14 protein-coding genes are annotated in these 18320 nt (G+C 66.4%); 6 read left to right on the plus strand and 8 right to left on the minus strand.

What is annotated here, in order from left to right:
- Window positions 1-164: 164 nt before the first annotated feature.
- Complete coding sequence (locus RIT73_RS16740) at window positions 165-1094, minus strand: rhodanese-related sulfurtransferase (protein WP_309133240.1); 930 nt, start codon at window positions 1092-1094, stop codon at window positions 165-167.
- Between the two features lie 213 nt (window positions 1095-1307).
- Between RIT73_RS16740 and purL the strand changes: the two genes are divergently transcribed.
- Entirely contained in the window at window positions 1308-3638 is a 2331-nt protein-coding gene (gene purL, locus RIT73_RS16745; protein WP_309133241.1) for a phosphoribosylformylglycinamidine synthase subunit PurL, read from the plus strand.
- Between the two features lie 194 nt (window positions 3639-3832).
- Here the strand turns inward: purL and RIT73_RS16750 are convergent, their stop codons facing one another.
- Window positions 3833-4705: a hypothetical protein gene (locus RIT73_RS16750; RefSeq protein WP_309133242.1), complete on the minus strand. Its 873-nt coding sequence runs from the start codon at window positions 4703-4705 to the stop codon at window positions 3833-3835.
- A gap of 172 nt (window positions 4706-4877) precedes the next feature.
- Between RIT73_RS16750 and RIT73_RS16755 the strand changes: the two genes are divergently transcribed.
- Entirely contained in the window at window positions 4878-6107 is a 1230-nt protein-coding gene (locus RIT73_RS16755; RefSeq protein WP_309133243.1) for a cobalamin-independent methionine synthase II family protein, read from the plus strand.
- A 3-nt stretch (window positions 6108-6110) separates the two neighbouring features.
- Here RIT73_RS16755 and RIT73_RS16760 read toward each other — a convergent pair whose 3' ends face one another.
- Together RIT73_RS16760 and betC are read right to left on the minus strand one after the other, a co-directional pair.
- Window positions 6111-7526 (minus strand): TIGR01777 family oxidoreductase, encoded by a 1416-nt coding sequence (locus RIT73_RS16760; RefSeq protein WP_309133244.1) that lies wholly within the window; start codon window positions 7524-7526, stop codon window positions 6111-6113.
- Window positions 7527-7681: 155 nt separating this feature from the next.
- On the minus strand, window positions 7682-9238 hold the full coding sequence (gene betC / locus RIT73_RS16765) for a choline-sulfatase (RefSeq protein WP_309133245.1): 1557 nt from the start codon (window positions 9236-9238) through the stop codon (window positions 7682-7684).
- Between the two features lie 133 nt (window positions 9239-9371).
- Between betC and RIT73_RS16770 the strand changes: the two genes are divergently transcribed.
- Complete coding sequence (locus RIT73_RS16770; protein WP_309133246.1) at window positions 9372-10247, plus strand: formylglycine-generating enzyme family protein; 876 nt, start codon at window positions 9372-9374, stop codon at window positions 10245-10247.
- Between the two features lie 344 nt (window positions 10248-10591).
- Here RIT73_RS16770 and RIT73_RS16775 read toward each other — a convergent pair whose 3' ends face one another.
- From RIT73_RS16775 to RIT73_RS16790, 4 genes are all read right to left on the minus strand, one after another.
- Window positions 10592-11383, minus strand: a complete 792-nt coding sequence (locus RIT73_RS16775) for an ABC transporter ATP-binding protein (RefSeq protein WP_309133247.1) — start codon at window positions 11381-11383, stop codon at window positions 10592-10594.
- A gap of 5 nt (window positions 11384-11388) precedes the next feature.
- A complete protein-coding gene (locus tag RIT73_RS16780) occupies window positions 11389-12366 on the minus strand; it encodes an ABC transporter permease (protein WP_309133248.1) in 978 nt (325 codons plus the stop codon).
- A 74-nt stretch (window positions 12367-12440) separates the two neighbouring features.
- Window positions 12441-13421, minus strand: a complete 981-nt coding sequence (locus RIT73_RS16785; RefSeq protein WP_309133249.1) for an ABC transporter substrate-binding protein — start codon at window positions 13419-13421, stop codon at window positions 12441-12443.
- Between the two features lie 175 nt (window positions 13422-13596).
- Window positions 13597-15819 carry a S9 family peptidase gene (locus RIT73_RS16790; RefSeq protein WP_309133250.1) on the minus strand — a complete coding sequence of 741 codons (2223 nt, stop codon included), beginning with the start codon at window positions 15817-15819 and terminating at the stop codon, window positions 13597-13599.
- Between the two features lie 171 nt (window positions 15820-15990).
- Here RIT73_RS16790 and RIT73_RS16795 point away from each other — a divergent pair, with 171 nt between their 5' ends.
- From RIT73_RS16795 to RIT73_RS16805, 3 genes are all read left to right on the plus strand, one after another.
- Complete coding sequence (locus RIT73_RS16795; protein ID WP_309133251.1) at window positions 15991-17031, plus strand: tripartite tricarboxylate transporter substrate-binding protein; 1041 nt, start codon at window positions 15991-15993, stop codon at window positions 17029-17031.
- On the plus strand, window positions 17028-17705 hold the full coding sequence (locus RIT73_RS16800; protein ID WP_309133252.1) for a tripartite tricarboxylate transporter TctB family protein: 678 nt from the start codon (window positions 17028-17030) through the stop codon (window positions 17703-17705). Before RIT73_RS16795 ends, RIT73_RS16800 begins: the two co-directional genes overlap by 4 nt.
- 1 nt (window position 17706) lies before the next feature.
- Window positions 17707-18320 (plus strand): tripartite tricarboxylate transporter permease (locus RIT73_RS16805; protein WP_309133253.1); only part of this gene is annotated, 614 nt, incomplete at its 3' end.

Raw genomic sequence — 18320 nt, forward strand, 5'->3', positions numbered from 1 at the left:
TGGTCACACCCTCGGAAACGATCCTTGACCGGTTCGTTTTCCGTGAGGCGAACGAGATATAACTCTAGACCAGCCCAGACCACCCACGCAACTCGAAACCCCAAAACCCACCGTGACGGTCACCACACCCGCCGGCAGCCGCCGGCGAAGGCCCTGCCGACTGATCAGAGTCCGCTTGCGACCATTCCGCGGGCCGCCTCGGCGAGGGTTTCCGACTGTGTGCAGTCGGGGCAGCACGGCTGCGCATCCTTCTCGGTGCAGTCCTCGCACCGCAGGTACTGCTTGCGGCAGTCGAGGTTCGCGCAATTGACGAAGAGCGGAGTGCTCCTGTCGCAGGAAACGCAGTGGCCGATGGACTCGACTCCGTCTCCGAACTCCACGTGCATGCGCTTGTCGAAGACGTAGAGGGAACCGTCCCAATAGCCGGAGCTGCCGAAGGTCTCTCCGTAGCGGACGATGCCACCGTCGAGCTGGTAGACCTCTTCGAAGCCGCGGTTCTTCATCAGCACTGACAGCACCTCGCACCGGATTCCGCCCGTGCAGTAGGTGACGACCGGTTTGTCCTTGAGGTCGTCGTACTTGCCGGACTCGATCTCGGCGATGAAGTCACGGGTGGTCTCGGTCTCGGGGACGATCGCGTTTCGGAACTTCCCGATCTGCGCTTCCATCGCGTTGCGGCCGTCGAAGAAGACGACGTCGTCGCCGCGTTCGTCGAGGAGTTTGTGGAGGGCGCCCGGCTTCAGGTGCTCACCGCCGCCTTCGACACCGTTCTCGGTGACCGTGATTTCGTCCGGGGTGCCGAAGGTGACGAGCTCAGACCGCACCTTCACGCTCAGACGTGGGAAGTCGTCACCCTCACCGTTTGACCATTTGATGTCGGCCTTCTTGAACGGGGCATAGGACTTCGTCGCTCGCACGTACTGCTTGACCTCGTTGATGTCGCCGCCGATCGTCGCGTTGATGCCGTCCTTCGACACGATCACCCGGCCTTTGAGTCCGAGGCTGTCGGCCAAGGTGTATTGCCACAGTCGGACTGCCTCCGGATCGGCCAAGGGGGTGAAGACATAGAACAGAACGATTTTGGGAGTTGCCATGCCCTGCATTCTATTCGGCCCGTCACCGCCCCATCCTCAGGTTCACCGGACTCCGCGGCTGAGATGCCGCCCCATCCTCAGGTTCACCGGACTCCGCGGCTGAGATGCCGCCCCATCCTCAGGTTCACTCGGTGGTCGCCTTACTTTCGCCCCGCCGACCCCGGCTAAGATTGATCGCGAGTGCCATGTCTTGAGAAAGGGCCGTCAGAGGATATGTCGAGCAATTCCGTGCAGGATGCCACCGCGAATTCGAAGAAGGTCAAGGAGACCGTCGAATACGCCGCCGCGAATCCCGATGTGGAGCAGCCCTATGCAGACCTCGGTCTGAAAGCTGACGAATACGCGCGTATTCGCGAGATCCTGGGACGTCGTCCCACCTCGGCGGAGTTGGCGATGTACTCTGTCATGTGGTCCGAGCATTGCTCCTACAAGTCATCCAAGGTCCACCTGAGCAAGTTCGGTGACAAGGTCACCGAGGACATGAAGAAGCACCTGCTCGTGGGCATCGGCGAGAATGCCGGCGTCGTCGACATCGGCGACGGCTGGGCGGTGACCTTCAAGGTCGAGTCCCACAACCACCCCAGCTATGTCGAGCCCCATCAGGGCGCGGCCACCGGCGTGGGCGGGATCGTGCGCGACATCATCTCCATGGGCGCGCGTCCAGTGGCCGTGATGGATCAGCTGCGCTTCGGCGCCGTCGACCACCCCGACACCTCGCGCGTGCTCCACGGCGTCGTCTCGGGAATCAGCAACTACGGCAACTCGCTCGGCCTGCCCAACATCGGCGGCGAAACCGTCTTCGACTCCGTGTATCAGGGAAACCCACTGGTCAACGCCCTGGCCGTGGGCGTCCTCCGACACGAGGACATCCGCCTGGCGAATGCCTCGGGCAAGGGCAACAAGGTGGTGCTCTTCGGCGCCCGCACCGGCGGCGACGGGATCGGCGGCGCCTCGATCCTCGCCTCGGAGTCCTTCGACGACACGAAGCCCTCGAAGCGTCCGGCCGTGCAGGTCGGTGACCCCTTCGCGGAGAAGGTCCTCATCGAATGCTGCCTCGAGCTCTTCCACGCCGGAGTCGTCGAGGGCATCCAGGACCTCGGTGCGGCCGGCATCAGCTGTGCGACCAGTGAGCTCGCCTCGAACGGCGACGGCGGAATGCACATCGCCCTCGACGACGTGCTCCTGCGCGATGAGACCCTGACCCCTGAGGAGATCCTCATGTCGGAGTCGCAGGAGCGGATGATGGCCGTGGTCCGTCCCGACCGTCTCGACGACTTCTTACGCATCGTGGGCAAGTGGGACGTCGAGACCTCCGTCCTCGGTGAGGTCACCGACACCGGCCGACTGATCATCGAATGGCACGGCGACGTCATCGTCGACGTGCCCCCGCGTTCGGTCGCCCATGACGGTCCCGTCTACGAACGTCCCATGACGGTGCCGTCCTGGACCGCCGAGGTGGCCGCCAACACCGTCGAGCACGCGGGCCTGGTCACGCCCAAGGACGACCTCGAGCTGCGGGCCACCGTGCTCCAGCTGGCGGGATCGGCGAACCTCGCCTCGAAGGAATGGATCACCTCTCAGTACGACAAGTACGTGCAGGGCAACACCGCGATGGCCTTCCCCGACGACGCCGGAGTCATCCGCGTCGACGAGGAGACCGGCCTCGGCGTTGCCATCGCCACCGACGCCAACGGCCGGTACTGCTACCTCGATCCGGCTCGCGGCGCCCAACTGGCGCTGGCCGAGGCCTACCGGAACGTCGCGACTTCCGGAGCGGTCCCCCGCGCCGTCACCGACTGCCTCAACATCGGCTCCCCCGAGGATCCCGAGATCATGTGGCAGTTCGCGCAGGCCGTCGAAGGCCTCGCCGAGGCGTGCCAGGACCTGGGCATCCCCGTCACCGGTGGCAACGTGTCCCTGTACAACCAGACCGGCGGGGTGGCCATCCACCCGACCCCGGTCGTCGGCGTCCTCGGCGTCTTCGACGACGTCGCCCGGGCCACCCCGAGCGGCTGGAAGGAGCCGGGTCAGACCGTCTACCTGCTCGGCACCACCGAAGCCGAGCTCGACGGCTCCGCCTGGGCCGATGTCTCTGCCGGTCACCTCGGCGGGGTTCCTCCGCAGTACAAGCCGGAGACCGAGCGAGAGCTCGGCGAGATCCTCATCAACGCCTCCCGCGACGGCATGATCGACGCCGCACACGACCTGTCCGAGGGCGGCCTGTCGCAGGCGCTCGTCGAGTCGTGCCTGCGGTACGGCACCGGGGCGCGCATCTGGCTGAGCGAACTGTGCGAACGCGATGGCATCGACGCGTTCACCGCGCTCTTCTCCGAGTCGACGGCGCGGGCGATCGTGGCGGTGCCGCGGTCGGAGGAGGTGCGGTTCAAGGACATGTGCACCGCCCGGAACTTCCCGTTCATCCGCATCGGCATGACCGACTCCGGCGAGGAGGAGGCGAACCTCGAGGTCGTCGACCACTTCCGCATCCCGCTGAGCGAGCTCGCCGAGACGCACAAGGCGACCCTGCCGAAGTACTTCGGCTGAACCGGCAGACCGTCGGCTGAGTCGCAGGATGTCGACTGAGTCGCCGGACCGTCGGCTGAGTCGGCAGGCGTCGGCTGAGTCACAGGACGTCGACTGAGTCGACCGACAACCGCGGCCGAGCCTGAGACAACAGAAGACCGGAGCGTCGAGAGATTCCGAATGGGATCCTCTTGGCGCTCCGGTCTTCTGCGTCTTCACGCGCGAGAGGCTCTGCCGGCGCCAACGCCGGTGCCGGTGCCGGCGCCGGCGCCGAGGAGGTGGAGCAGTCCGAGGCCCGCGAAGGTCAGTCCGAGGACGCAGAGATCGCCGAGGATGAGCGGCAAAGACACCGGCGCCTGGATCCATCTCGGCACCAGTTGGAACAGCGTCATGAGACCGGCGGCGATCACCGCGATCCCTGCGGCGACAAGATGCGTCCACCACGCCCTGTTCCGCACGACGTTCCAGGCGATGAGGGTTCCTGTCAGCATCACGACCAGATGCACCGCTCCGAGGTGACCCTGGATCCGAATCGTCGAGCTGATGTCTGCTGATGTGCTCATCAGCAGTTGGGCGATCAGTCGCGGAACGACCAGCCCGTAGAGGCTGATGAGGAAGAGGAGTCCTGCGCCGATTGCCCGCCGCGGCCACGTCGTCCCTTTCACCACCAGCATGGCGACCACGAGCAGCAGGACCTTCACTCCCGCCACCCCATAGGTGACGATCGAGTAGAACTCGAACACCGTGGGTACGGGCCGGCTATGGAGGATCGGCATCATCACCAAGATCGGAACGTGACCGATGATCAGGGCACTCCAGAACAGGATGCGCGCAGCCCACCCCGGATGCGCATTCCGGTTCGCCGCCACTGGATGCTGGTAACCGGGCTGCTGCCACCCCGGGTCCTGGTGCCCCGGCAGCTGTTGATACGGCTGCCAGTCCGAGTTCTGCTGAAACTGCTGCTGATACGGCGGAGGCCCCGGAAACTGCTGCTGGTACTGGGGCGGACCCGGCGACTGCTGGTACGGCGGCTGCCCCGGATGGTACCGGTGGTCCGGGGCCTGCCCCGGCTGCTGAGGGTACGACATGAACTCACTCTAGAGCCCCAACCGCTCCCCGAGGTGACCGGAGATGACATCGCACGCACATGCACCTCGGCGAATATGATTGCCTGCAGGTGACAGCACACATCCCCTGGCAGTCCCCTCCGACCCGAGCTCGGGCCGCAACCGGCTGCCGACGCGATCCGAGGAGTCATTCATGGCCACCATCCGCACCTCACACGCCGGTTCCCTGCCCCGCACCCCGGAGCTCATCGCCGCGAACAAGGTCAAGCAGGCGCAGAACACCGCCCGGCTCGCCGGTGAGACCGTCTCGGAAGCGGACTCGCAGGAGTACGACGAACTCCTCAAGGCCAGCGTCGTCGACCTCGTACAGCGGCAGAGGGGCCTGGGCATCTCGCTTCCCAACGACGGAGAGTACGGCCACGCGATGGCCGCGGACTTCGACTACGGCGCGTGGTGGCACTACTCGTTCGCCCGCACCGGGGGTCTCGAACTTGACGATGTCGACAAATGGGAGGCTCCGGCCGTCCGGTCGGAACCCGGCACGGTCCGCCTGACCAGCTTCGGCGACCGGCGCGATCGCAACCTGTTCCCCGACGTCTACCGATCGACGTTCCCGGGCGCCGACACCGGCCAGCAGCCACAGTTCCCGAAGGCCACCGGCCCGATCAGCTACATCGGCCACGATCAGGTCGCTCAGGATGTCGCGAACCTCAAGGCCGGACTGGCCGCCGCCGGGTACGACGAGCGCGACGGCTACATCAACGCCCTGTCGCCCGGTTCGGCCTCCCGCATCGCGAACGAGCACTACGCCACGGAGGAGGAGTTCATCTGGGCCTGGGCCGACGTCCTGCGCGAGGAATACCTTGCCATCACCGAGGCGGGCCTGACGGTTCAGATCGACGATCCGTCCCTGGCCGAGAACTTCGACCAGATCAACCCCGAACCGTCGTTCGACGACTACCGGGCCTTCACGCAGGTGCGGATCGACGCCCTCAACCACGCCCTGCGCGGCATCGATCCGGCCCAGGTCCGGGTCCACACCTGCTGGGGTTCCTGGCACGGCCCGCACGTCACCGATCTTCCCTTCAAGGAGATCGTCGATCAGGTGCTCACGATCAACGCCGCCGGCATCACCTTCGAAGCCGCGAACGTCCGCCACGAACACGAGTGGCGGATCTGGGAGGACACCAGACTGCCGGAGGGCAAGTACCTCATCCCCGGCATCGTCTCCCACGCCACCAATGTCGTCGAACACCCGGAGCTCGTCGCCGATCGCATCGAGCGGTTCGCCAAGCTCGTCGGGCCCGAGAGAGTCGTCGCCTCCACCGACTGCGGGCTGGGCGGTCGCATCCATCCCGAGATCGCCGTCGCGAAGCTGCAGTCTCTGACCGAAGGGGCCGAGATCGCAGGCAAACGACTCTGATTCTCAGACCCCGGTGCCGAACTCCTCCTCGAAGCAGTCGTGCAGGGTGGGGTGGACGAACTGGTAGCCGGTCTCGTTGAGCCGCTCCGGCTCCACCCTCTGGTCGGCCAGCGCCAGCTCTCGGGTTCCGTCCCGGCCGAGGACCAGGTCGGACACGAACCCCGGCGTCGGGATCCGGGAGGGCCGCTGGAGGTAGTCGGCGAGTTCGTCGGAGAACTCCTTCTGCGTCACCAGCTCGGGAGCCACCGCGTTGACGGGCCCCTTGACATAGTCCGTGAGAACCGCGTGGACGTAGGCGCGGGCGGCGTCGTCGAGGGACACCCAGGCCAGGTGCCGCGATTCGCTGCCGGGGCGCCCGCCCGCACCCGCGAGGTGCAGCGGTGCCTGCATCTTGAGGAACCCGCCCAGGGATGTCAGCACGATTCCGGACCGGATCGAGACCCGCCGGACTCCCAGCTCCTCGACCTGGGCGGCGGCGTGCTCCCATTCCTGGCACAGCTCGGCGAGGAAACCGACCCCTGGCGGTGCCGATTCGTCGACCGCAGTGTGAATGCCGTCCGCCTCGGCGCGTGCTCCGTAGATGCCGACCGTTGAGGCGCAGACGAACACCTTCGGTCGCTTCTCCTCCGGCAGCGCGCGCATCGTCTCCACGAGCAGCCGGGTCGAATCGATCCGTGACGACCAGATCTCCTGCTTCGCCTGCTTGGTGAATCGAGTGGAGAACGAACGCCCGCCGAGGTGGACGACGGCATCGGCCCACGCGAGGTCGCGAGGGTTGATGATGCCGAGGTCCGGGTTCCAATGCGATTCGTAGGGGAACTTCGGGGCCCTGCGCACGAGCAGACGGACGAAGTGCCCGGCGGTGGAGAAGAGAGCGGCGACCTGGCGGCCGACGAGTCCGCTGGCTCCGGAGATGAGGATGTGCTTGCCCTTCTTCCGCGTCACCAGTGGAGCGTTCATGCGTTCGAGGAACGCGATGTCCATGAGCATCCGCTGGTGCCGGGCGGCGAAGGTCGCTTCGAGGTAGTTGACCATTCCGCGGTCGACCGACTCGAACCCCGCCGGCACCATCGAGAATTCGATCCGGTCATCGATCCTGGTGCCGCCGGCGACCGAGGAGAACTCATGAGTGTGCTTCCACTGACTCAGCGGCCCTTTGCGCAGCTCGTCGACGAATGAGAACCGGGTCGGGCCCTCCGAGTGCACAGCGGTGAACGGCCGCCGGATGAGACCATAGCTGCCGGGCAGACTGGCCTTCACCTGAGCGACCGAGCCCGGGGAGATGGGAGGGTAGCTCTCCTCCACCACTTCCTGCGCCCAATGAGGTGAGAGCCGGGTCAGCGCACCGGGCAGCGAATGCCACTGAAAGGTGGTCTCGGCGGAGAGCGGAACTTCCGAGGACATCTCGAACACAGTCATGCTTCCACTCTAGATCCGTTTGTGATCCGCGGCACCTGGTCAGACAAGGATTCACCTGGGAAGACTGACAGATCGTCTTGTCCGAATCATCAGAACGGCCGGGTCCGGATCATCCGCGTCGCCGGCACCGGATCATCCGAGCTCCCTGGGTCGGTTCATCCGGTCTCCTCGGGGATCTTCGCGTACCGGAACGCTGCCCAGAAGTTGCCGCGGACGTAGCCCTCCTCCGGATCGGGGACGAAGTCCCAGTGCCGCATCCTGCCCGTCTGCAGAGACGTCGCGACGAGACGCCGGTCCCGCTGGCTCTCGAGCACCCGCCGCTCGAGCTCGGGAAGGTCGTACCTGTCGGCGAGGACTCCCCGGAGTTCGGTGATCACGTCGGCGCAGTCGGCATCGCCGGCGCGGTTCCTCAGCTCGTGCGGATCGGTGGAGAGGTCGAAGAGCTGATCGGGATCGCCCGGGCACACGGCGAGCTTCCACCTGCCGCGCACGATCGTCAGGTGCGGGCGGTAGGTGCCCTCGGCGAGGTACTCGATGATGATGTCTCGGTCCTCGGGCCCTGTTGCCCCGGCGGTTTCTCGTCGCGCGGTTTCGAGCAGTGAGACCCCCTCACCCGCCGAGGTGACCGTCGGGTTCTCGTCCCCCGCCGGCGGTGCCCCGGCCAGTTCGAGGAGGGTGGGCATGAGGTCGAGCAGGCACACCGGATTCGCAAAGCGTCCCGGGGTGACGAGGTGGTCGGGGCCGCTGATGATCAGCGGCACTCGCGCCGACTGCTCGTAAGGCGACATCTTGTACCACAGCCCCTTCTCCCCCAGCATGTCCCCGTGATCGCTGGTGACGACGATGACCGTGTTCTCGAGCAGACCCAGCTCCGCCAGCCGGTGGCGGATCGCGCCGATGTGGCCGTCGATGTAGTTGACGGCGGCGTAGTAGGCGCGGCGGGCACGGCGCACCTCCTCGGATCCGGGGTCGCGGAGGTCGAAGCCGCTCATCGTGCGCAGTCGGTGGGTGTGCGGGTCAGCTGCCGGGTCGGGGACTTCGGGGTGAGCGGGGCCGGGGATGTCCACCTCGGCGAACCGGTCCCAGTTCCTCCGCGGCGGTTCGTAGGGGTCGTGGGGGTGGATGAACGAGGTGACCATGAGGAAGGGGCGGTCGATCTCGCTCGCCTGGTTCTCCCGGACGCGGTCGTTGAGGTGGCGCAGGGTGCGGAAGAGGACCTCGTCGTCGAAGTCCTGCTGGACGTTGGCCTTGGCGGCGCCGGCGGAGAAGACCGGTTCGGCTTCGTGATACCACTGCAGCTTCTGGTCGAGCGGCAGATTCCAGTCGGGGACCATGTCGAGGTCTGCCGGGTAGACGTCGGTGGTCAGGCGCTGCTCGAACCCGTGCTGCTGGTCGGGCCCGATGAAGTGCATCCGTCCGACCAGCGCCGTGTGGTAGCCGAGCGCCCGCAGGCGATGGGCGAAGGTCGGGGTGGAGGCGGGGAAGTCGTCGCCGTTGTCGAAGCAGCCGATCTCCGAGGGCAGGCGCCCGGTCATCATCGACGCCCTCGACGGTGCGCACAGGGGACTGTTACAGTAAGCGCGGTCGAAGACTGCTCCGTCTTCGGCGAGCGCGTCGATGTTCGGCGTCAGTGCCGCATCGTTGCCGTAGGCTCCGAGCGCCTCGGCGGCCATCTGGTCGGCTTGGATGACGACGATGTTGGGTGGTTGCATCGATGACTCACTTCCTTCGATCACGGTTGAACTGCAGGTGTTGACCATGGCTTCGTGCTGCGCGTCGTCCCGTTCGGAACCCTCCGAGGCACTGCCGCCTCGCACGGAACCGTCCCGTCCGGATTCGTCCGTCGTGCCGTCGTCGGTCGCCGAGGCGTACGCCCCTGACGCGCGCCTGCTCGCCGATCTCGTCGTCCGGGCCCCGCAGAGCCTGACCATGGTCGGGCTGGCCGGCGGGAGCTTTCGGATGGGCAGCGAGGATCCGCTCGCCTACCCCGCCGATGGCGAGGGTCCGGTCCGCGACGTGGAGGTTCCGGCGTTCGCGATCGCTGCGACGACGGTGACCGTGGCCGAATTCGCCGCCTTCGTCCAGGCGACGGGCCATCGGACGGTGGCCGAGCGCCTCGGCGATTCCCTGGTCTTCGCGGGCCTCCTCACTCCCGAGCTGCGCGCCCGCTCGACCGCCGTCGTGGCAGCCCCGTGGTGGCGGCAGGTGAGGGGCGCGTGCTGGCATCGGCCGGAGGGACCCGAGTCTTCGGTCGAGGATCGGGCCGATCATCCGGTCACTCACATCTCCCGCCTGGACGCCGAGGCGTACGCCTCCTGGGTGGGCGCGCGGCTGCCGAGTGAGGCGGAGTGGGAGTTCGCAGCTCGGGGCGGACTCGACCAGCAGCCCTATCCGTGGGGCGCGGTCCGTGAGCCCGGGGGTCGTCCCCGGATGAAGACGTTCCAGGGAGTCTTCCCCGACTCCCCCGCCGAGGCGGTCGGAACCGTGCCGGTCACTGCCTACTCCCCCAACGCCTACGGTCTGCACAACATGACCGGCAATGTCTGGGAATGGGCGGCAGGGCCCTTCCGTCCCGACGACGAGCGCGGAGTGCTGAGGGGTGGGTCGTACATGTGCCATGAGTCCTACTGTCGGCGCTACCGGACGTCAGCGCGGACAGCCACCACGCCTGACACGTCCTTGGGACATGCAGGGTTTCGGCTGGTCGTCGACGTGACGTGAGTTGGGATCGGACTGCGGGGTGCTGCGGGAGCCGTTAAGGCTCGCGACCCCACCAGCCGATCGCCGCACCTTCCCAGGAGTCATTGGCGAAACCCGCAGGCGGCCGCGGTGCGACCTGACGCGGTGCCACCCGCCGCGGGAGCAGCGGTGCCACCCGTCGCGGGAGCACCGGTGCTGCGGAGGCGGGTGGGCACACCGATCGTCGGACGCGCAGACGCGCGGCGGAGAATGTGATCGGGGCCATATTTCGAACCATAACAGCTGGTGCCCGCTTCCTCAACGGAATGTCAGCTGAGCATTGCGCAGACGCGTCCCCTCGACGCTCGATGGGCCGACGACGCGGTTCAGTTGAGCAGCGCCCGGTCTCCCAGGGAGGCTCCCTTGAGCTTCGAGAATTCGCCGAGCAGAGTCTCCACGGTGAGGTTCTTCTTCTCCTCCGCCGAGGCCTGGTAGATGATCCGACCCTCGTGCATCATGATGAGCCGGTTGCCCAGGGCGATGGCCTGCTCCATGTTGTGGGTGACCATCAGGGTCGTCAGTCCCCCACTGGAGACGATCTTCTCCGTCAGGGTCGTCACAAGCGCGGCACGCTGAGGGTCGAGAGCGGCGGTGTGCTCGTCGAGCAGGAGGATGCGCGGCTGGGTGAAACCGGCCATGAGCAGGCTGAGCGCCTGCCGCTGCCCACCGGAGAGCAGGCCGACTTTCGTCTTCAGACGGTTCTCCAACCCGAGCTCCAGGGTCGCGAGCTCGTCCTTGAAGTGCTCACGTCGGGCCTTCGTGGTTCCCCGGCCCAGCCCGCGGGGCTTGCCGCGGCGCAGCGCCAGGGACAGGTTCTGCTCGATCGTCAGATCCGGGGCGGTGCCGGCCATCGGGTCCTGGAACACCCGGCCGAGGTACCGGGCCCGTTTGTGCTCGGGCATCCGTGACACCTCGGCGCCGTCGATTCTGATCGAACCGGAGTCGATCGGCAGACGACCCGAGACCGTGTTGAGCAGCGTCGACTTGCCCGCACCGTTGGAGCCGATGACGGTGACGAAGTCGGACTCGTCGAGTTCGAGGGACACGTCCTGCAGGGCCTTGCGTTCGTTGACCGTGCCGGGGAAGAAGGTCTTGGAGATGGAGTCGATCTTCAGCATTGCCCTCAGCCCTCGGTCTTGCCGGTGGACGTCGGCGTTCCCGCCGCGGCGCCGGCCATCTGGTCAGGTGTGTCGACGGTGCCCTCGAGGGGCCTCGCCGGCGCCCGGTTGCCGCGATTGCGCAGCGACGGGATCCGGCGGAGGAACCCCCACCGCGGCAGCAGCAGCGCCACGACGACGAGCAGCGCCGTGGTCAGCTTCATATCGTTCGTGTCCAGTCCAGCCCGCAGTGCGAGGAAGATGATGAACCGGTAGATGACGGAGCCGAGCAGGGCGCCGAGGCTGGCCATGATGATGGTGCGGCTGCCGAACACCGCCTGCCCCAGGATCACCGAGGCCAGTCCGACGAGGATCAGGCCGATGCCCATGCTGATGTCGGAGAAGCCCTGGTACTGGGCGACGAGGGCGCCGCAGAGGGCGACGAACCCGTTCGACAGCGCCAGCGTCAGCATGGTCGTGTTGTCGGTGTTGACCCCGAGACTGCGGATCATCTGCTGGTTGTTGCCGGTGGCCTGGATCGACAGGCCGAGATCCGTGGTGAGGAACCAGTCGATGGCGAACTTGAGGACCAAGGTGAAGGCGAGCAGGATGCCGATGGACAGCCAGGTGCCCAGCATCATGTTCTCCCGCAGCGGGGTGAAGACGGTCTCCTCCCGCAGGAGCGGGAGGTTCGCCTTGCCCATGATCCGCAGGTTGATCGACCACAGACCGATCATGGTGAGGATGCCGGCCAGCAGACCGTCGATCCCACCCTTCGTGTGGAGCAGCCCGGTGATGTAGCCGGCGATGAGCCCGGCCCCGATGGCGGCTGCAGTCGCCAGGAAGGGGTTGACCCCGGCGATGATGAGGGACGCTGCGGTGGCACCGCCCGTGGTGAAGCTTCCGTCGACGGTGAGGTCGGGGAAGTTGAGGACCTTGAAGGTCAGGTAGACCCCCAAGGCCATCACTGCATAGATGAGCCCGAGCTCGAGCGCTCCGAACATTGATTTCCGATCAGATGGTGGTAATTGTGCAGATCAGGTGGGCCGATCGGTCGTGTCGATCAGTCACCGGAGGCTCATTCGATGGTGCGGTCGGCCTCATCGAGGAGCTTCTGCGGGATCTCGACACCCTGACGCTTCGCCGCTTCCGGATTGACGACGAGTTCGAGGTCAGAGCTGGTCTCGACCGGCATGTCCGCCGGCTTCTCCCCGTCCTGGAGGATGCGCAGGGCCATCTCACCGGTCTGCTCACCGAGCTTCGTGTAGTTGATGCCGCGGGTGATCGCCGCACCCTGCTCGACCTGGCCGGCTTCCGAACCGACGAGCAGCGCCTTGTTCTTCTCCGCCGCCTGGACCATCACGGACACCGCGGAGACGACATTGTTGTCGGTGGGCACGTAGTACGCGTCGACCTTGCCCAGCGAGTTGACCGCCTGGCCGAGCTCACTGGAGTTCGCGATCGTCGCTTCCTTGATCTCCACGCCGAGGTCCTTGGCCGCCTTCTTGGCCAGATCGACCTGGACCTGCGAGTTGACCTCACCGGAACTGTAGACGATGCCGACGGTCTTCGCCTCGGGACGCAGGTCCTTGACCAGCTTGAGCTGATCGGCGACGGGGTTGAGGTCAGAGGTTCCCGTCACATTGCCGCCGGGTGCCTCGTTCGAGGCGACCAGTCCGGCCTCCTCCGCGTCGGTGACGGCGGTGAAGAGGACGGGCACGTTGGTGATCGCCTGGGCAGCTGCCTGGGCGGCAGGGGTGGCGACGGCGAGGACGAGATCGAGGTCCTGGTTGGCGAAGTTCTGCGCGATGGAGGTGGCGTTCGCCTGTTCGCCCTGAGCGTTCTGCACGTCCCATTCGACGGTGACGCCTTCATCTTCGAACTTCTTCTGGAACCCCTCGGAAGCGGCGTCGAGCGCCGGGTGCTGCACGAGCTGGGAGATGCCGATCTTGTACGAGTCGCCGCCCTCACCGGTGCCGCTGTCCCCTCCGGAGCATGCCGAGACCGCCAACACCGAGCTGATCGCCACGACTGCGGTGGCCAGATTCTTCAGACGCATTCTTCTCCCCTTTGAAAGGACTCGAGGTCCCGACCAGTCCATCCTGGTTCCGTGACCTGGACAACAAACATCGTTATGCTATCCCACTGTATGCGAGGGCTCTGACATGAGTGACCAAGCACACAGATCACGGACGTTCGTCCCGGCTGTGTCGGCGAACGCGCCAAACGTCCTGTCAGGGGGCGATCTCGACCTCGGACCGTCCGAGCACATCGAGGATCCACGCGAATTCGAACGCGGTCTCCTTCCAGGAGTCGTAACGGCCGGAGACTCCTCCGTGCCCGGCGGTCATCTCGGTCTTCAGCAGCACCTCGGCGCCGACTTCCCGCAGCTTCGCCACCCATTTCGCGGGTTCGACGTAGAGGACGCGGGTGTCGTTGAGCGAGGTCACGGCGAGGATCTTCGGGTGCGAACCTGCGGTGACGTTCTCGTATGGGGAGTAGGAGCGCATGTACTCGTACACTTCGGGGTCGTGGAGCGGGTCACCCCACTCCTCCCATTCGATCACGGTCAGCGGCAGCTCCGGCATGAGGATCGAGGTCAGGGCGTCGACGAAGGGCACATGGGCGCTGATGCCCGCGAACAGGTCCGGCGCCATGTTCGCCACTGCGCCCATGAGCAGACCGCCCGCGGATCCGCCGGTCGCGACGAGCCGATCCGGGCGTGTCCAGTCCTCGTCGACGAGGTGGCGGGCGGCGGCGATGAAGTCCGTGAAGGTGTTCTTCTTGCTCAGGGTCTTGCCCTGGTCGTACCAGTGGCGGCCCATCTCTCCGCCGCCGCGGACGTGGGCGATGGCGAAGACGACCCCACGGTCGAGCAGTGAGAGCCGGGCGACGGAGAAGTACGGGTCCATGCTCGCCTCGTAGGACCCATAGCCGTAGAGCACGAGGGGTGCGGGCCGGCCGGGCGCAACGAGGTCGGAGCGGTGGACGAGGGAGATCGGGATCCGGGTCCCGTCCTCAGCGGTGGCCCACTCCAGCGACTCGGTGTAGCGGCCGAGGTCGACAGAGCCGAGGACGGGCTGGCGTTTGAGGATCGTGTCCGTGCCGTCGGTGACACTGTGCTGATAGACCACGGACGGCGTCGACATGGAGGTGAAGACGAGACGGACGCCCGTCTGGTCGAACTCGGGGTTGCCGGCCAGCCCGAGGGTGCCTGTCTCCCGGTCGAACGGGAGTTCGTGCAGCGAGGAGAAGGGAGATTCAGACCCGGTGGGGTCGAGTTCGACGGTCCCCACGCGCGCGAAGCCGCCGCGGCGGTAGCTCAGGGCGAGGAAGCCGGAGAATGCGTCGACATCCTCGAGTCGCAGCCCCTCGACCTCGGCCAGCACCGGCCTGCCGCCGGTCCCGCTCGGGTTCTCTGCCGGGACGTCGACGAGGTCGAAGTCGGCGCGGTCGCGGTTGTGGGTGATGAGGAAGCGGTCCTCTCCGCCGATCACCGCGTGCTCGACGGAGTACTCGACACCCTCGACCCGTGGCCACACCTCACGCGGCTGAGCTTCGAGGTCATCGACCGGGATGCTCCAGAAGCCGGTGGTCGTCTTCGAACCGGTGACGACGAACAGGTACTTGTGCGACCGCGAGAACCCGGCGCCGACGAAGAATCGCTCGTCAGGTTCGTGGAAGATGCACGCGTCGTCCGTGCTGTCGCTGCCGATCGCGTGGCGCCACACCTTCTCGGGGCGCCAGGCGTCGTCGATGGTCGTGTAGAAGATGTATCGGCCTGCAGGGTCGATCGACGCGCCGGCGAAGGTGCCCTCGATCGTGTCGTCGAGGTCCTCCCCCGTGCTCAGGTCGCGCAGGCGCAGCGTATAGCGTTCATCGCCGGTGTAGTCGACTCCGTAGAGGAGGTACCGGCCGTCCTCGGTCAGGGAGAACGTGCCGAGGGAGAAGAATTCGTGGCCGTCGGCGGCGACGTTGGAGTCGAAGACGACCTCCTCACCGGGCAGCGGGTCCTCCCCCACCTCGGGCGGGGTCCAGTCGTCTGGGTTCGCGACGGGCACGCGGACGCTGATCCCGTAGTCGAGTCCGGCCTTCGTCCGGGAGAAGTACCAGTGGTTCCCGCGCCGGTTGGGCACCGACATATCGGTTTCCTTGATGCGGGTCTTGATCTCGGTGAAGATCGCCGAGCGCAGGCCTTCGAGGCTCGCCGTCTGCGCCTCGGTCCATGCGTTCTCCGCCTCGAGGTGGGCGATGACCTCCGGGGAGTCCTTCTCGCGCAGCCATTCGTAGTCGTCGACGAAGGTGTGCCCGTGGTGCGTGCGCTTGTGCGCAACTTTCTTCGCCACCGGCGCCGAGGTGGGTGTGGGGTTCGTCTGTGCGGTGGGGCCCGCCTGCGAGGTGGGCCTCGTCTGTGCGGTGGGGGCCGCCGCGGAATCGGGGGTCTGAGGTGAAGTCATGCTCCCAGCCTAGCCACCATTGCCCACGACTTCCGATGAGCAGAATGCACACAAGGAGCACAATGGGCAGAACGCACTTTGTGCGCAGAATCCCGTCAAGTGGTCTGCGCCACCTTAAGGTGGAACAGTCACCACAACTGTCTTCGATGATGAAGGAAGGACGTTTGGTCAATGACGAACCAATCATCTGATGACCCGCCCCAGTCCCGCGCCCCGGATTCGCACATGTCCCGGCGACTGTTCGGCAAGATCGCCTACGGCGTGGTGGCGGTGGCCGCGGTGGGCACCGCGACCGGTTTCTCCGTCCGTGCGGCATCCGCCAAGGGCGATCTCGCCACCAACCTCACGATCATCGCCCCGGCCGGCGCCGGCGGCGGGTGGGACGGGTTCGCCCGCGAGACCCAGCAGGCGATGCGCGTCAACGGTCTGGCCAACAATGCGCAGGTCGTCAACATCCCGGGAGCCGGCGGCACGATCGGCCTGGGCAAGTTCTCCACGATGGACGGTCAGGCCGACAACCTGCTGGCCACCGGCACGGCGATGGTCGGAGGCATCGCGCTCAACAAGTCACCGGTCGGTTTCTCCGACACCACGCTGCTGGCTCGGGTTGCCGAGGACTACGACGTCCTCATCGCCGCCGCCGATTCGCCCTACAACACGATCGATGACGTCGTCGCGCAATGGAAGAAGGACCCGCAGGGGTTCGTGTGGACGGGTGGCTCGGCCGGTTCGGTCGACCATCTGGTCATCGCCCAGCTCGCCCAGCTGGCCGGCATCCCCGGCTCGGCGATCACCTACATCCCGAAGTCCGGCGGCGGTGAGGCGATCCAGACGCTGCTCTCGGGCACGACGGACTTCGCGTCCACCGGCTTCAACGAGGTGTCCGACCAGATCGAGGCCGGCCGCGTCAAGGCTCTCGGCCTGGCCGCACCCGAGCGCATCGAAGGCTCCGACATCCCGACGATGAAGGAGCAGGGCTACGAGGTGACGCTGACGAACTGGCGCGGCTACCTCGGCGCCCCGGGAATCACCGAGGAGGAGACCGCCGAACTCGTCGGCCTGCTCAAGAGCACCCGGGACAGCGCCGAATGGAAGGACGCGCTCTCGCGCAACAACTGGACGGACGTCTGGCTGACCGGGCAGGAGTTCGCCGACTTCGTCGAAGAGGACACTGCCCGGGTCGAGGCACTGCTGAAGGAGCTGGGACTATGAGCACGCCCGTGAAAGCACACAACCCGAACCGCACGGGCCACCTCGGCGCGGGAACCTGGTGGCAGGGACGATCCGGTCTGCTGGTGCCGCTGATCATGGCGGGCTTCTCCACCTATCTGCTCATCGGTCTGCTGACGATGGAGGTGCCCGACGACGTCGACCGGCCCGGTCCGCAGTTCTTCCCGGCGCTGATCATGATCGCCGGCTACGTGCTGGCGCTCCTGCTCGCCGTCGCCTACCTCCGTACTCCCGAGCCAGTCGATGTGGAGGATCCGACTCCCGCCGAGGCGGAGGAGGACTTGGCGTTCTCCACTCCGGTCACCTCGGCGATCTCCGCCAAGCGTCTCAACCCGCACGAGGAGGACGAACCGACCACCGACCGACAGGCACTGGCCGAGGCGCGGAAGGAGGAGGTCAAGCACCGGACGCACAGTGACTTCGTGTCCCTGGCCTGGGGCGCGGGGGGCTTCGCCGCCTTCGCCCTGATCCTCGAGTTCGCGGGGTGGATCATCGCCGCGGCCCTCCTGTTCTGGTGCGTGGCGCGGTCGATGGGGTCGGCGAAGCCGCTGTTCGACCTCACCCTGGCGCTGACCTTCTCGTCCCTGGTCTACATCGCGTTCGCGGTGCTGCTGGGACTCAATCTGCCCTCGGGCATCCTGGGAGGTGGGTTCTGATATGGACGCTCTGATGTCCCTCTTCGAGGGTTTCACTCATGCCGTCACCCCGATGAACCTGCTGTGGGTCGTCGTCGGATGTTTCCTCGGCACGGCCGTCGGCGTGCTGCCCGGCCTCGGCTCATCCATGGCCGTGGCCCTGCTGCTGCCGATGACCTTCGCGCTCGATCCCACGGCTGCGTTCATCATGTTCGCCGGCGTCTACTTCGGTGGCCTCTTCGGCGATTCGACAATGGCCATCCTCATGAACACGCCGGGCCAGGCCTCGGCGATCGCTTCGACCTTCGAGGGCCACAAGATGGCCCGCAACGGTCGCGGCCCGCAGGCGTTGGCCACAGCTGCGATCGGCGCGTTCATCGGCGGATTCATCTCCTGCTTCCTCGTTGTCTTCGTCGCTCCGGCTCTGGCCGACCTGTCGACGAAGTTCGGACCGGCCGAATTCTTCGCCCTGGCGATCTTCGCGTTCGTCGCGACGTCCTCGGTGGTCGCCGACTCCGTGCTCAAGGGCCTGTCCGCCCTGGTGCTCGGCATCGGGATCTCGGTCATCGGCATCGACTCCGTCTCCGGCACCGAACGCTTCACCTTCGGGGTGCCCGAGCTCTTCGACGGCGTCTC

Source organism: Brevibacterium sp. (assembly GCF_031179145.1).
Classification (GTDB): domain Bacteria; phylum Actinomycetota; class Actinomycetes; order Actinomycetales; family Brevibacteriaceae; genus Brevibacterium.

What these genes read in the sequence shown, in the direction of transcription:
- RIT73_RS16740 (WP_309133240.1), bottom strand. Translation starts at nt 1,094, where the DNA reads ATGGCAACTCCCAAAATCGTTCTGTTCTATGTCTTCACCCCCTTGGCC.
- purL (WP_309133241.1), top strand. Translation starts at nt 1,308, where the DNA reads ATGTCGAGCAATTCCGTGCAGGATGCCACCGCGAATTCGAAGAAGGTC.
- RIT73_RS16750 (WP_309133242.1), bottom strand. Translation starts at nt 4,705, where the DNA reads ATGTCGTACCCTCAGCAGCCGGGGCAGGCCCCGGACCACCGGTACCAT.
- RIT73_RS16755 (WP_309133243.1), top strand. Translation starts at nt 4,878, where the DNA reads ATGGCCACCATCCGCACCTCACACGCCGGTTCCCTGCCCCGCACCCCG.
- RIT73_RS16760 (WP_309133244.1), bottom strand. Translation starts at nt 7,526, where the DNA reads ATGACTGTGTTCGAGATGTCCTCGGAAGTTCCGCTCTCCGCCGAGACC.
- betC (WP_309133245.1), bottom strand. Translation starts at nt 9,238, where the DNA reads ATGCAACCACCCAACATCGTCGTCATCCAAGCCGACCAGATGGCCGCC.
- RIT73_RS16775 (WP_309133247.1), bottom strand. Translation starts at nt 11,383, where the DNA reads ATGCTGAAGATCGACTCCATCTCCAAGACCTTCTTCCCCGGCACGGTC.
- RIT73_RS16780 (WP_309133248.1), bottom strand. Translation starts at nt 12,366, where the DNA reads ATGTTCGGAGCGCTCGAGCTCGGGCTCATCTATGCAGTGATGGCCTTG.
- RIT73_RS16785 (WP_309133249.1), bottom strand. Translation starts at nt 13,421, where the DNA reads ATGCGTCTGAAGAATCTGGCCACCGCAGTCGTGGCGATCAGCTCGGTG.
- RIT73_RS16790 (WP_309133250.1), bottom strand. Translation starts at nt 15,819, where the DNA reads ATGACTTCACCTCAGACCCCCGATTCCGCGGCGGCCCCCACCGCACAG.
- RIT73_RS16795 (WP_309133251.1), top strand. Translation starts at nt 15,991, where the DNA reads ATGACGAACCAATCATCTGATGACCCGCCCCAGTCCCGCGCCCCGGAT.
- RIT73_RS16800 (WP_309133252.1), top strand. Translation starts at nt 17,028, where the DNA reads ATGAGCACGCCCGTGAAAGCACACAACCCGAACCGCACGGGCCACCTC.